A 14,696-nucleotide genomic window follows, 5' to 3' on the forward strand; every position below is an offset into this window, starting at 1 on the left:
GTTAGAGGAGCAGATGCAATGATTTTTGAATGGATGTCAGATCCCTCTGCCTGGATTGGCTTACTCACACTGATTGTTCTTGAAATTGTACTCGGGATCGATAACCTGGTCTTTATTGCAATTCTGGCGGAAAAGCTTCCACCCGAACAGCGTAATGCAGCGCGTATTACCGGTCTGGGCTTGGCGCTGTTAATGCGACTGGTGTTGCTGGCATCGATTGCCTGGGTCGTAACGCTTACTGAACCGCTATTCCATATCTTTGAGCATCCATTTTCAGGACGCGACCTGATCTTATTATTCGGTGGTGTATTCCTGCTGTTTAAAGGCACTATGGAGCTGCATGAGCGTCTGGAAGCCAAACCTGTGACCAAGGAAGAAAATCCGGTTCAGGCGGTGTTCTGGATGGTGATTGTGCAGATCGTGGTACTGGACGCCGTGTTCTCGCTCGACAGCGTGATTACTGCGGTTGGTATGGTCAAAGATCTGTCTGTGATGATGATCGCGGTGATTATTGCGGTCGGTATCATGTTGTGGGCCTCTAAAGCCCTCATGGATTTCGTCAACAAGCACCCGACAGTAGTGATTCTCTGTCTGGGCTTCCTGATGATGATTGGTTTCTCGCTGGTGGTTGAAGGCTTCGGTTTCCATATTCCAAAAGGCTATCTGTATGCCGCGATTGGTTTCTCGGTGATTGTCGAGTTCATTAACCAGACCATGAAACGCAATCAGGAAAAAATGGTGACGACAACTGATATGCGTTACCGTACTGCGTCTGCCGTAATGCGTATGCTGGGCGGTAAACCGGCTCAGGACAATGATTCTTCTGAACCGGAAGATGTACTGGCGACTCGTGCCTTTGCTGATGAAGTCTTTGATGACGACGAAAGTGGAGTCTACCATAGCGTTATGGTGCAGGGCGTACTTGGCCTGTCAGAACGTCCGGTGAAATCGGTGATGACACCACGTCCTGAACTGGAATGGATTGATCTGGAAAATGATCATGCCAGTATCAAAGAGCAGTTATTGCATATGAGCCATTCACGCCTGATTGTGGCGCGTGGTGAACTGGACAATATTGCTGGGGTCGTGCTAACCCATAAAGTCCTGAATGAATACATCGAAACAGGTATTTTGGACTTCGAAAAACATCTGCGTGAACCTGTGATTGTGCATGAAAATGCTCAGGTCTTGATGGTGATGGATCAGCTACGTCAGGCACCGCTACAAATGGCACTGGTATTGAATGAATATGGTTCCATTGAAGGCGTGGCGACACCGATTGATGTGCTGGAAGCGATTGCCGGTGAATTCCCGGATGAAGACCAGCTAGAAGCAGCTGTAGAAAGCCTGGAAGATGGCAGCCTGATTCTGGATGGTTCAACTGATATTCGCCATGTGTCACTGCTTCTGGATCGTGATCTGGTCAATGAAACGGAAGAATATTCGACATTGTCGGGTTATATTCTGTTCCATCTGGGGCGCTTGCCAGAAAATGGCGAAAAGCTCGAAGCAGATGATTATATCTTTGAGGTGGTCACGATGGACGGCCACAAGATTGATAAGGTGCATATCATTGCCCCAGCGAACCGGAAAGATTAGTTCAGCGCCCGAAGGACGAAGCTAAAAGTTTGCTAAAATAGCCCGCACTGTCGGGCTATTTTTTATGGAATTGAGATGTCAGAAGCATGTCCATGTGGACGAGGTGAATACGCAAGCTGTTGCCAGCCACTACATCAGGGCCAGCAATTGGCTCAAAACGCCGAGCAATTAATGCGCTCGCGGTATAGTGCCTTTGCCAAGCATGAAATTGATTATATCCAGCAGACTACTGCCCGTGGACAGCAGCAGGCTTTGGACATGCCAGCCATTGCTGAATGGAGTAGAACCAATCAATGGCTGAAGTTGGAAATCGTGCAGGCCAATGAAAAGCTGGACAAGACCCATGCGCTGGTCGAGTTCAAAGCACATTATCACGATGGCAAGCAGGCCCAGATTCATCATGAAATTTCACATTTTGTAAAGTTCGAGAATCGCTGGTACTTTCTAGATCCAACGACAGATCAACAGTTTACAATGAAACAGCCGTGCATCTGTGGCTCCGGGAAAAAATTTAAGCAATGTTGTGCGCATTTTTTATAATTTTCACATAGATTTAGCTTAGAATAGCCGCCATCTCATAGCCTCAGGTGGAAGCAGGGCGATGTTACTGACCGTCATCTATATTATTGCAATTACCGCTGAAGCCATGACCGGAGCCTTGTCTGCCGGTCGGCGTAGTATGGACTGGTTTGGGGTCACGATTATTGCCTGTGTTACGGCGCTCGGTGGTGGTTCGGTACGTGATGTACTACTTGGCCATTATCCTTTGACCTGGGTCAAACACCCGGAATATCTGGTGCTGACTTGCTGTGCCGCCTTTGTCACCATCCTGATTGCCAAATGGATGCGCCATTTACGCAATATCTTCCTGGTACTGGATGCCTTGGGCCTGATTGGCTTTACCATCATTGGCTGCCAGATTGCGCTGGAAATGGGGCATGGTTTTGTAGTCAGTGCGGTCGCCGGGGTTCTGACCGGAGTATCGGGCGGTATTTTACGTGACATTTTATGTAATGATGTGCCTTTAGTCTTCCGCCGTGAACTGTATGCCAGTATTTCCTTTGTTGCAGTCATCTTCTATTGGCTCTGCAGCAATTTCGGTCTGTCACTCGAACTGACCATTATTTCCACCCTGATTTTTGGCTTTAGTTTGCGTTTGATTGCGATCTATTTCGGTCTGGAAATGCCGAAGTTTATCTATAAGGATGATGACGAACAGTCCGCTTCATCCAAAGACGAATCTTGATATGAATTATGGTAACTGCGGGAGGGAAAACTTCCCGCAGGCGTACGTATTCGTAGTATAAAAAAATAAAAAATCAAACCTCCTGTTGGGACAGCAGCACCTCCCGTTTCACCTGATCAGAGATTTTTGTTATGGATTTAGTTTCTCGGATACAGCGCTTGCCGATCGGCAAGTTCCACTACACTCTTTTATGGGTGATTGGTCTTGGCTGGATGTTTGATGCCATGGATACGGGATTGATTTCCTTTATTCTGGCGAAAATGGCTGAAGACTGGCAGATGACCGCTGACCAGAAAAGCTGGGTGGTTTCGATCGGTTTTATCGGTATGGCGATTGGAGCGATTTTCTCAGGTGGACTGGCAGATCGCTGGGGACGTAAAACGGTATTTGCCAGTACGCTGGTGATTTATAGTCTGGCGACTGCTGCCTGTGCCTTTGCGCCGAATCTGACCTGGTTACTGGTATTTCGTTTTATTGTCGGTCTGGGATTAGGGGGTCAGTTGCCGGTTGCGGTGACACTGGTCAGTGAATATATCCCGGCACGGGTACGTGGTCGTTTCATTGTGCTGCTGGAAAGTTTCTGGGGCTTGGGCTGGCTGGTGGCTGCACTGGTGTCACGTTTTGTGATTCCTGATTTTGGCTGGCAAGCTGCATTCATGATTGGCGGGATACCGGCACTGTATGCCATCGTAATCTGGAAACTGGTGCCTGAGTCGGTGCCGTATCTGATCAATCGTGGCCGGGTAGATGAAGCACAGGCTCTGGTTAAAAAGATTGAGCGCAAATGCGGCGTCGAAGTCATGGAAATCTTTGAAGTTAAACCCGTGGCTGCCAAGCAGAATATCTCGTTTACCCAGCTCTGGAGTGGTATTTTTGCCCGCCGAACCTTGATGCTGTGGCTGATCTGGTTTGGGATCGTTTTTTCCTACTATGGTATTTTTACCTGGTTACCAAGCCTTCTGGTCAAGGAAGGCTATACCATCGTGCAGTCTTTTGAATATGTCCTGGTTATGATTCTGGCGCAATTGCCGGGTTATATTGCGGCAGCATGGCTAGTCGAAAAACTCGGTCGTAAGGCGACTTTAGCTGGCTTTATCGGCATGTGTGCGATTTCAGCCTATTTCTTTGGTCAGTCCGGTAGTGTCACCGAGATCGTAATCTGGGGTTGTCTGATGTCCTTCTTTAATCTGGGGGCATGGGGCGTTCTTTATACCTATACACCAGAACAGTATCCAACTAATATCCGTGCTTTTGGTTCAGGCTGGGCGGGTGCAATTGGTCGTATTGGCGGGATTGCTGCACCCTTTGCCGTAACCCATTTGATGGGGATGCCAAATGGTTTCAGTTACGTCTTTACCATGTTTACTGCAGTATTAATCGCAGTAACTGTGGTCATTTTAGTCCTGGGTGAAGAGACCAAGGGCAAGACGCTAGAATCTATGGGTTTATAAGGTTGGTGATTTTTTAGTTGCTCAGCTGCTATAAAGTGGATATTTTTAGCCCATAAGACACGATTTGTCGCGCTGTGTAGTTTACTGCCCTTGTGCAGCACACAGCCGCGACTTAGCATAAGAAACATTGATACAAAAACGAATTTTAGGATTATAGGTTGTTATGACAAGCCTTGCGCATCATGCGACAGAAAACCGTTCCGTAGCCGAATTTACCGAACAAGCTTATTTAAATTATGCCATGTACGTGATTATGGATCGTGCATTGCCACATATCAGTGACGGTTTGAAACCGGTACAGCGCCGTATTGTCTATGCCATGAGTGAGCTGGGTCTGAAATGGACCAGTAAACCGAAAAAATCGGCGCGTACTGTCGGGGATGTACTGGGTAAATACCATCCACATGGTGACTCGGCCTGTTATGAAGCCATGGTCCTGATGGCACAACCATTCAGTTATCGCTATCCGTTTATTGAAGGACAGGGCAACTGGGGTTCACCTGATGATCCGAAGTCTTTCGCGGCGATGCGTTATACCGAAGCCAAACTGTCGCAATATAGTGAACTGCTTTTATCCGAGCTGGGACAGGGTACCTGTGACTGGCAGGATAACTTTGATGGTTCGATGAAAGAACCGATCAACTTGCCGGCACGTGTTCCCAATATCCTGTTAAATGGTACCACCGGGATTGCTGTGGGGATGGCGACCGATATTCCGCCTCACAACTTGCGCGAAGTGGTGAAAGGTACCATCGCCCTGATCCGTAATCCGAACCTGACCGATGCCAAAATGGCAGAATACATTCCGGGACCGGATTTACCGACCAAAGCGGAAATCATTACGCCACCATCAGAGCTGCTTAAAATCCAGACGACAGGTCGTGGCAGCTATCGCATGCGTGCGGTATACACTATTGATAAAAATGAAATTGTGATTACCGAATTGCCATATCAGGTATCCGGTTCAAAAATTATCAGTCAGATCGCGGACCAGATGCAGGCGAAAAAGCTGCCATTGGTCACTGATGTTCGTGATGAATCTGACCATGAAAATCCAACACGTTTAGTGGTGGTATTGCGTTCGAACCGTATTGATGCTGAAGCGGTAATGAGCCATCTGTTCGCGACTACAGATCTGGAATCCAGCTATCGTGTCAATATGAACATGATTGGCGCGGATGGCCGTCCACAGGTGAAATCGATTCGTCGTATTCTGCTGGAATGGATCGAAATCCGTAAAACTACAGTCACTCGCCGTCTGCAATATCATCTGAATAAGATCGAAAAACGCCTGCATATTCTCGGCGGTTTGATCATTGCCTACCTGAATATTGATGAAGTGATTCGGATTATTCGTGAGGAAGATCAGCCTAAACCAGTGTTGATGGAACGTTTTGGTATTGATGAGATTCAGGCCGAAGCCATTTTAGAACTCAAGCTACGTCATCTGGCCAAGCTTGAAGAAATGGAACTGCGCCGCGAACAGGAAGAGCTGGAAGCTAAAGCTGCCGTGATTCGTGAACAGCTGGCGAATCCTGAGTCTTTAAAAACTTTGATCATCAATGAACTAAAAGAAGATGCCAAGAAATTTGGGGATGATCGTCGTTCTCCAATCGTGCAACGTGCCGAAGCCGCTGCTATTGATGAAACTGAAATGCTGCCAGCGGATCCTGTAACGGTAGTATTGTCTGAAGCGGGCTGGATTCGCTGTGCTAAAGGGCATGAAGTGGATGCTGAAAATCTGAATTTCCGTGCGGGCGATCAGTATCTCAGTCATGCCCAAGGTAAGTCTAATCAACGCGTCTATGTATTAGATGATAGTGGCCGTAGCTATGGCTTGCCAATCAATAGCCTGCCATCGGCACGAGGACTCGGTGAACCGTTGAGTTCAAAACTTTCTCCGGCAAGTGGAGTTGGTTTCAAGCAGGTATTGGTGGCTGAAGATGATGCAGAAATCCTGGCAGTCAGCAGCAAAGGTTATGGATTTAAAACCCAAGCCAAGCAGTTGGATACCAATGCCAAAGCTGGTAAGGCTTTCCTGAATCTATCTGAAGGTGCACAGGTCATGAACCTGCAACCGCTGGAAGATGCAACTCATGTTGCACTACTCAGTTCAGCTGGTCGTCTGCTGATTGTTGATCTGTCGGAATTACCTGTATTGAATAAAGGTAAAGGTAATAAATTGATACAACTTGAAGATAAAGATCAAATTTTATCCATGACAATATTAAAACTTGATGAAATAATTCAAGTGCTTGCAGGACAGCAACAATTAAAACTTAAAGGGGATGACCTGCAAAAATATATTGGGAAACGAGGCTCTAAAGGAACCCTGTTACCACGTGGATATCAAAAAGCAAATAAACTGTTGATTCAAAGATAATACTAGCATCCATGAATCGAAATACGTTATATATGAGTAACGATTCGACAAATGGATGCAATGTTGCACATATACAAGTCTAAAAAATGACGTGCAGCATTGAAAAAAACAGTTGAACTACTAAGGATTATGATTGGAGAGATTGGCATTATGGAAAAAATTTGGTTCGCTGAATACCAAAAAACAGGGATTCCAGAAACTGTAGAATTACCAGCAGAAAATACGTCTCTGGTTGATATTTTTGAACGCAATTTCCAAAAATTTGGCTCACGTGATGCCTTTATCTTTATGGATAAGACTTTAACGTTCAATGAGTTGGAAGAAGCTAGTCGTAAATTCGCAGCATATTTACAAAGTTTGGGTCTGGCAAAAGGCACACGTGTTGCCGTAATGATGCCAAACGTTCTTCAGTATCCGGTCGTAGCATTGGGGGTGTTCCGCGCTGGTTTAGTACTGGTGAATGTAAATCCACTGTATACATCACGTGAGCTTGAGCATCAGTTAAAAGATTCTGGTGCTGAAGTTCTCGTCATTATTGAGAACTTTGCCAGCGTTTATCAGTCAATTATTGGCAAAACGCCTGTGAAGCACGTCGTGGTTGCTTCTGTGGGTGACATGCTGGGTGCTTTAAAAGGTACTTTGGTGAACTTTGTATTGCGTTCAGTACGTAAGCAGATTCCGGCATGGGATATTCCAGGCCACATCAAGTTCAATGCAGCCCTGAATAAAGTTAACCCAAGCAACTATAAACGCCCTGAATTGACTTTAAGTGATACTGCTGTACTTCAGTACACAGGTGGTACTACTGGTGTTTCTAAAGGTGCTGAACTGACCCATCGTAACTTGGTTGCTAACCTGTTGCAGTGTGACGGTATCTTCCAGAGCAAATTCGGTGCGCAAGATGGCCAGCCAGATGACCGTATTTTCTGTGCTTTACCGCTTTATCACATCTTTGCTTTCATGGTCTGTGCACTTTACGGCATGTATAAAGGTCAGGCGAACGTTCTGATTCCTAACCCGCGTGACCTGCCTGCGGTGATGAAAGAATTACGTAAATACCAGCCAACATTCTTCCCTGCTGTGAACACGCTGTTTAATGCGCTTGTAAACAACGAAGAGTTCAAGCAACTGGATCATAGCCGTTTAAAAATGGCGATGGGCGGTGGTATGGCGGTTCTGCCTTCTACTGCAGAAGCCTGGAAGAAAATTACTGGCACTAACATCATTGAAGGTTATGGCCTGTCTGAAACTTCTCCAGTAGCAACTGCGAACCCACCGGCATCTGAAGCATTTAGCGGTACGATTGGTATTCCGTTACCTTTGACTGAAGTTGCAATTCTGGATGATGACGGTAATGAAGTTGCACTCGGTGAGCAGGGTGAAATCTCAATCCGTGGTCCACAGGTGATGAAAGGCTATTGGAACCGTCCGGATGAAACCGATAAAGTGATGGTAAATGGCTTCTTCCGTACCGGTGATATCGGTGTAATGGATTCACGTGGTTATATCAAAATCGTTGACCGTAAGAAAGACATGATTCTGGTCTCTGGCTTCAACGTTTATCCTTCTGAAATTGAAGAAGTTGTTGCGAAACATCCAAAAGTTCTGGAAGTGGCTGCAATTGGTGTACCAGATGAAAAATCAGGTGAAGTGCCAAAACTGTTCGTTGTGAAGAAAGATCCTTCATTGACGACTGAAGAAGTTCTGGCATTTGCGAAAGAAAATCTGACCGGTTATAAACGTCCACGTTATGTTGAATTTATGGATGAATTACCGAAATCTAACGTAGGCAAAATCCTGCGCAAAGACCTACGTAAGACTGCATAAATCTTGCAATAAAAAAGCGCCTAAGGGCGCTTTTTTTAATTCTCTTTTTTCATTAGCCAGCGGTCGAAGTAAGGACGTCCTACACCGATCACACCCAAAAAAATAAACATGGTACCAAACTGGCGGTTAAATCCTCTCAAATTAAAACTGCCATAACTGAGAATATTATCTATCAAGCAATAAATGATGATTGCGACCACCCAGTGCCAGATCGGCATGCGTTTGATGCCCACGGCATAGAAGGCAATCCATAAGATGGCAAAGGTAAAGAGGGGAGACCAGATATTCATATTGGCACAAATGACCGCTATCAGAAATGCCACAATCGGCAATACGATTTTTAATACGCGATCCACTTGACGTTGATGCTGGCGCTGTTTCTCGAGGACATCGAACATTTCATTTTGATCAGGGCTGACCATAGTGAATCCTTAATCATTTATAAAAACACTCTATTTAACAAAATTTATTCACGAAACGCCATGCTATGATAGACATAAAAATTCTCAAGAGAAAAATCAGATGCATAGCATTAGTGGGGTTATCTATCTCATTTTGGCAGCTTGTCTTTTACCCTATGTTTTTACCTTGATTGCGAAAAAATCGGCAGGGTTTCGTGCAAAAGACAATCAGAATCCGCGGGCATTTTTAGAAAAGTCTACAGGCTTGGCCAGTCGTGCCAATGCCGCCCAGCAAAATAGCTTTGAAAGCTTACCGCTCTTTATCGCCTCGATTCTGATGGCAGAATATATGGTCGTGTCGCAAAGTCTGGTGATGACCTTTGGGATTGCCTATCTGGTTTTTCGGGTCATCTATGGGATCTGTTATCTGGCGAACTGGTCGACCTTACGTTCAATTGTCTGGCTGTTATCCTTATTATGTCCAATAACCTTACTGCTGTTAATTATCAAAATCTCTTAAGCCAAAAATAAAGCAGGTCGAGATATTTACAGTTCGATATTTTAAAATCAAAAAAAATCTGTAAAAACCGTTATAATTATCGCGGTTTTTAAAAGATATAACTTGTTAAAGAGTGATGCTATGAGCTACAGCAATATCCCAGCGGGTAAAGATGCGCCAAACGACATCTATGTCATTATCGAAATTCCTGCAAATGCAGCACCAATCAAATATGAAATCGATAAAGATTCTGATGCATTATTTGTAGACCGTTTCATGGGTACAGCAATGTTCTACCCAGCAAACTATGGTTATGTACCAAATACACTTTCTCTAGATGGCGATCCTCTAGACGTATTGGTCGTAACTCCACATCCAGTAGAGCCAGGTTCAGTCATTCGTTGCCGTCCTGTAGGTAAACTGAACATGGAAGATGACGGTGGTGTTGATGCGAAACTGGTTGCAGTTCCACACGACAAACTGACTCCGATCTACAAAGATGTTCAAGAATATACTGATCTTCCTCCATTACTGATCAGCCAAATCGAACACTTCTTCCAGCATTACAAAGACTTGGAACCAGGCAAATGGGTTAAGTTAAGTGGTTGGGAAGGTGCTGATGTTGCGAAACAAGAAGTACTCAGCTCAATTGCAGCTTATGCAGAAGCAAATAAATAATTCATTTGCTTTTCAGTTTGAGTCTTTAGCTTTTTAAAGCTTAAACAAAAAAAACCTGCACAATGTGCAGGTTTTTTATTATGGTTTGAAATTCGGGTGAATTAGAATAATTTCACAGGAATGTCTAACCAAATACGCCATTCGTTGGTGTCACCAATGTAGTTAGATTGGTAATCATTGCTTGCACGGTAGTAAGAGTGACGTAAACGCAAGCTTGCATCTTTAGCAAAACCAGATTGAACAGTGTATTTCACTTGGTTAAAGAATTCACGTTCATGAGCATCGCTAGTCGCTAACACTGAACGATCGCCTTCAGGGTCTGCTGGTACATCAATATCCCAACCATATACAAATGCTGAAGTCCAAGATAGACCAGGAACATTTACAGCACCGAAGTCAAATGTGTATTGAAGTTGTGCTGATTTTTCATTATTACCAATGAAGTCAGACAGGTATGAGTTTGGTAGATAAATCGTTTGATGACCATCACCTACACCGCGACCCAAACCATAGTCATAGCCTGTGTTACCAGTATTTTGTTGGTAAGCCACCATGATATTGTGCGGACCAGTATTGTAAGTGGTAGAAATAGCCCAAATATTGTTGCTTAAGTTACTTAAGTCATTTGTGGTATGAGAATAAGTATATGCACCACCGTCAGCTTTTTTATCCCACTCGGTATGATAGCCACTGAAATCGTGAGTTAAAGTGCCGCCATTGGCTACTGCATAGCTATAGTTCGCATTCACATAATGACGGTCTAAACGGTCTTTAATATCTGTACCGTAGTAAGAAGCGTTTAGAGCATCACTAAATTTATATTTCGCGCCCCAAACAACAGCACGATCAAGCTCGTTACCATCAGAGTCGATTTGGTCTGAATATTGGTTTTTAGTAAATTTACCAGCTGTTAATGACAGGTTATCAATTTCATTGCTAGTCACTAATACGCCTTCAAAGTATTCAGGAACGAGACGTGCAGTATTTGATGCCAATACAGGAAGATCTAAAACTTGGGTACCATATACAGCAGTGGTATTAGATACACGAGCTTTCACATAAGCGCCGCCACGAGCCCAATGATCATAAGTATCGCCAGCACCTTTAACGTACTCACCTTTAGCATTGAAACCGTTTTCACGAGGAATCATGCCATTACCGGCATTTTTGTTGTTTCCTAGTTTGAAAGAAGCATCACCGATGATCCCGGCACCAAAGCCGACTACACCTTGAGTAAAGCCAGAATCCAGTTTCACAATTGCAGTCTGTGCAGCTGAACTTGTATCTGCTACGCCATTTTTCTTATCACGAGATAAATAACCAGTACGGAAAAGTACAGATCCTTCTGCGTCTTCTACAAAACCTTTAGACTCACTCTGCTCGCTAGCAAAAGCGGTTGAGATCAATGCAGCCTGAATCAAAACTGCCAATGTTAATTTTTTTGTGTTTTGCATTGGGAGAGAGCCTTATACAAATTGATGGAAATTTTTAGGAATTGTATAAGATTCGCTGAATAAATGTCATTTTTATTTACGATATTCCACTAAAGTCGATGGATTTTTTTTAATCTAAAGTGAATAATGGTAAGAGATCTAACAGTCTAAATCCTGACCATATAGTAAAAAAACAAATAAAAACAAAGATATTTTTTAAATATAAATTCTCTGAAGGGTATGACTCATGAGTGCATCAATAATATTTAAAATTAAAATTCTTAGAATGAAAAAGTTGAGTGTTCAAAATCTTCATTTTCTGTATCAGACTCTTCATTAATAATTTCTTAAAAGTGAGAATTGATTATAAATTATTGAATTTTAATATATAAATATTTAATTTAAATATTTATAAATCCAAAAATGCGCATAGATTTCTGAATAATAAAAAGTCATTCCATGAGCATCACTTTTTCTTGCTTAGCACTATTTTGAACTTTTTAATCCAGAAATTTTCTGAGTTTGAGCAAGAATCGAAAACTCGAATAGAGCAATGTGTTTCTTTACTTTTTATTTCTGCACCTTTTTTTAGCACAAAATTTAATCAAAGCGAAAATAGACTCAAAATGGCGCAACTTGTAAATGATTATGTATAAGACCGAAAAAAGAAAATAAATCTTTGAAAAAGGACCAAGGTTAAAAAGAATCTATTAAAGTGCTTTTTTTAAAAATTTAAATATAATTTAAAAACAAACACCTAGTGCTTTATTTTATTTTTATTCATCAGATTTTAGTTGTTTTATTCCAGATTGGCATAGCTCTTGCAGTTTCGAGCTTGAGTTTAATCAATGACCATAAAAAACGTCTCAGACGATCTGGGGGAGTCACACAATGAAATCAACATTAAAAGTATTATCTCTTGCTTTATTGGGCGCTGCATCTTCTTTTACTTTTGCTGAGGAACCGGCTGCTGAACATACGGTATCTGGAAATATCAGCGTACTTTCAAGCTATAACCTGCGTGGTATTACCAATACGCCAGAAAATAAGGGCGCTACTTTACAGGGGGGGCTGGACTACAATCATGCTTCTGGTTTCTATGCAGGCTGGTGGGGTTCGACATTAGACTATGGTGATGATTTGCCCAATGCCTTTGAAAATGATTTTTATGCGGGCTATAACGGTTCAATCAATGAAGACTGGGGTTATACAGCGGGTTTAACTTATTATTACTATTATGATATTGGCAATACAGGCTCAAATGGTTTTGAAACCATGCTGGGTCTGACGTACAAAGATTTTGGTGTGACTGCTCAAACATTGCTTGAAGATCTTGATTGGGGTAATGCAGGGGATACCTATCTAAAAGGCACCTATAGCTATGCACTGCCAAAAGATTTTAGTCTGGATACTGCACTTGGCCTATATATTTATGCCAAAGATGGCGACATAAAAGGAACAGAAAACAGTTTCGGTTTCCGTCATTTCGATATCGGTCTAAGCAAGCCACTTGCTGATACAGGCATCACCGCCAGCATGAATTATATTTTTGGTGGTTATAACCGTTTTGAAGATAAACAGAAAAATAAAGTGGTATTAGGACTAGGCTACAGCTTCTAATCTTTGGGGTTTAAAAAAGGCGATCTCAGGTCGCCTTTTTTAATATTCTAAATCTGCTGCTGCCCGCGATAAGACAAGGCTTCCGATAAGTGCCCAGTCTGAATATCTGGACTTTGGTTAAGATCGGCAATGGTTCGGGCAACACGCAAAATCCGATGATAGCCTCGTGCTGACAAATTCAGTTTCTGCTGAGCCAGTTCAATCATTTTCTGAGCTGGTGGATCGAGAGGGGCGTATTGTTCTAGTTGCTTTGGACTAAGACTCATGTTCAAGGCATTTTGCCGTTCGATCTGAATATTATAGGCGCTGATCACACGCTGTCTGACCGTTTCAGAGTTTTCGACAGGTTTATTGTCCTGTAATTCCTGTGCCTGTAAAGGTGGTACGTCAATATGCAGGTCAATCCGATCCAGTAATGGGCCAGAAATCCGGCTCTGATAACGCTTAATGCTTTCAGGTGAACATTGACAGCGGCTGTCCTGATTAAATGCATAACCGCATGGACAGGGATTCATGGCTGCCACCAGTTGAAAATTGGCTGGAAAAGTAATTTGCCGGGAAGCACGTGAGATTACAATTTCTTTGGACTCAAGCGGCTGACGTAATACTTCTAAAACCTTGCGGTCAAACTCAGGCAGTTCGTCTAGAAATAAAACGCCCAAATGTGCCAGTGTGATCTCTCCAGGTTTAGGATGTGAGCCACCGCCGACCAGTGCAATGGCAGACGCAGTATGATGCGGTGCCCGAAATGGCCGCTGGCCAAAGGGATGATTGGCATTGGCAATTGAATAGATACTAGCAACTTCCAGATTTTCCTGAGTATTTAAGGGAGGTAAAATACTGGCGAGGCGCGATGCTAATAAGGTTTTACCTGTACCAGGTGGGCCGCGGAACAGCAGGGAATGGCCACCTGCAGCTGCAATTTCCAAGGCACGTCGTGGTCGCAATTGTCCTTTCACATCCGCAAGATCAAATTTATAAAAAGAGTGCTGATCTAATGGACTGGTCTTAAACGGGGGCAAGGTTTCTGCTTGAGCCAGATGTGCACAGACTTCCTGTAAATGATTGGCAGCAAATACCTGAAAATCCGGAAGCTGAGAGGCTTCCTGAGCATTCGGACTAGGCAAGATCAGTTGATGCTGTGCCTGCTGGCAGGCGATTGCAATACTCAGGATTCCTGTTACAGGCCGCAATTGACCATCTAGGGCCAGTTCACCAATAAATTCAAGGTCATCTGTGCAATTTTCTGGAAGCTGCCCTGAGGCCACTAAAATTCCTAGCGCAATCGGCAAGTCCAAACGTGAGCCATCTTTAGGTAGATCGGCAGGTGCCAGATTAATGGTCAGGCGTTTGGTCGGAAACTGAAAGCCGCTATTCAGAATAGCTGATCGAACCCGATCCTTACTTTCCCTGACTGCGGCTTCAGGAAGCCCCACAATGGTGAGGGAAGGCATGCCAGAACTGACATGAACTTCGACTTCAATTAAAGGTGCATGCAGGCCTAACAGGCCTCGCGTATAAATTTTGGCAAAAGACATATTGTTGTTCCAATATAGTGC

The 14,696-nt window shown here is 43.7% G+C and carries 12 protein-coding genes; 9 read left to right on the forward strand and 3 right to left on the reverse strand.

Annotation, left to right across the window (positions count from 1 at the left end; translation table 11 throughout):
- Window positions 1-18 precede the first annotated feature (18 nt).
- The 6 genes from FTU72_RS10390 (at window position 19) to FTU72_RS10415 (ending at window position 8,506) form a co-directional block, all read left to right on the forward strand.
- The gene (locus FTU72_RS10390) at window positions 19-1,599 is read left to right on the forward strand and encodes a TerC family protein (protein WP_159123942.1); all 1,581 of its coding nucleotides are present in this window, start codon (window positions 19-21) and stop codon (window positions 1,597-1,599) included.
- A gap of 75 nt (window positions 1,600-1,674) precedes the next feature.
- The gene (locus tag FTU72_RS10395; RefSeq protein ID WP_034169795.1) at window positions 1,675-2,139 is read left to right on the forward strand and encodes a YchJ family protein; all 465 of its coding nucleotides are present in this window, start codon (window positions 1,675-1,677) and stop codon (window positions 2,137-2,139) included.
- Between the two features lie 61 nt (window positions 2,140-2,200).
- Window positions 2,201-2,845 carry a trimeric intracellular cation channel family protein gene (locus FTU72_RS10400; protein ID WP_034169794.1) on the forward strand — a complete coding sequence of 215 codons (645 nt, stop codon included), beginning with the start codon at window positions 2,201-2,203 and terminating at the stop codon, window positions 2,843-2,845.
- 131 nt (window positions 2,846-2,976) lie between these two features.
- Window positions 2,977-4,296, forward strand: coding sequence for an MFS transporter (locus tag FTU72_RS10405; protein WP_180052794.1), 1,320 nt, complete (start codon window positions 2,977-2,979; stop codon window positions 4,294-4,296).
- A gap of 163 nt (window positions 4,297-4,459) precedes the next feature.
- Window positions 4,460-6,679, forward strand: coding sequence for a DNA topoisomerase IV subunit A (parC, locus tag FTU72_RS10410; protein WP_179992219.1), 2,220 nt, complete (start codon window positions 4,460-4,462; stop codon window positions 6,677-6,679).
- Window positions 6,680-6,829: 150 nt separating this feature from the next.
- On the forward strand, window positions 6,830-8,506 hold the full coding sequence (locus tag FTU72_RS10415; RefSeq protein ID WP_180025469.1) for an AMP-binding protein: 1,677 nt from the start codon (window positions 6,830-6,832) through the stop codon (window positions 8,504-8,506).
- Window positions 8,507-8,541: 35 nt separating this feature from the next.
- Here FTU72_RS10415 and FTU72_RS10420 read toward each other — a convergent pair whose 3' ends face one another.
- Window positions 8,542-8,928 carry a hypothetical protein gene (locus FTU72_RS10420; protein WP_034703874.1) on the reverse strand — a complete coding sequence of 129 codons (387 nt, stop codon included), beginning with the start codon at window positions 8,926-8,928 and terminating at the stop codon, window positions 8,542-8,544.
- A gap of 100 nt (window positions 8,929-9,028) precedes the next feature.
- Between FTU72_RS10420 and FTU72_RS10425 the strand changes: the two genes are divergently transcribed.
- Together FTU72_RS10425 and ppa are read left to right on the forward strand one after the other, a co-directional pair.
- Window positions 9,029-9,427: an MAPEG family protein gene (locus FTU72_RS10425; RefSeq protein ID WP_004787362.1), complete on the forward strand. Its 399-nt coding sequence runs from the start codon at window positions 9,029-9,031 to the stop codon at window positions 9,425-9,427.
- 120 nt (window positions 9,428-9,547) lie between these two features.
- Window positions 9,548-10,084 carry an inorganic diphosphatase gene (gene ppa / locus FTU72_RS10430; RefSeq protein WP_005233448.1) on the forward strand — a complete coding sequence of 179 codons (537 nt, stop codon included), beginning with the start codon at window positions 9,548-9,550 and terminating at the stop codon, window positions 10,082-10,084.
- Between the two features lie 101 nt (window positions 10,085-10,185).
- On the opposite strand, the gene FTU72_RS10435 is transcribed toward ppa, so the two are convergent.
- A complete protein-coding gene (locus tag FTU72_RS10435; RefSeq protein WP_180052795.1) occupies window positions 10,186-11,538 on the reverse strand; it encodes an OprD family outer membrane porin in 1,353 nt (450 codons plus the stop codon).
- 870 nt (window positions 11,539-12,408) lie between these two features.
- Here FTU72_RS10435 and FTU72_RS10440 point away from each other — a divergent pair.
- Window positions 12,409-13,137: a TorF family putative porin gene (locus tag FTU72_RS10440; protein WP_144723540.1), complete on the forward strand. Its 729-nt coding sequence runs from the start codon at window positions 12,409-12,411 to the stop codon at window positions 13,135-13,137.
- 47 nt (window positions 13,138-13,184) lie between these two features.
- On the opposite strand, the gene FTU72_RS10445 is transcribed toward FTU72_RS10440, so the two are convergent.
- Window positions 13,185-14,675: a YifB family Mg chelatase-like AAA ATPase gene (locus tag FTU72_RS10445; protein ID WP_180052796.1), complete on the reverse strand. Its 1,491-nt coding sequence runs from the start codon at window positions 14,673-14,675 to the stop codon at window positions 13,185-13,187.
- Window positions 14,676-14,696 lie beyond the last annotated feature (21 nt).

Source organism: Acinetobacter sp. YH12137, from assembly GCF_013418535.1.
GTDB lineage: Bacteria > Pseudomonadota > Gammaproteobacteria > Pseudomonadales > Moraxellaceae > Acinetobacter.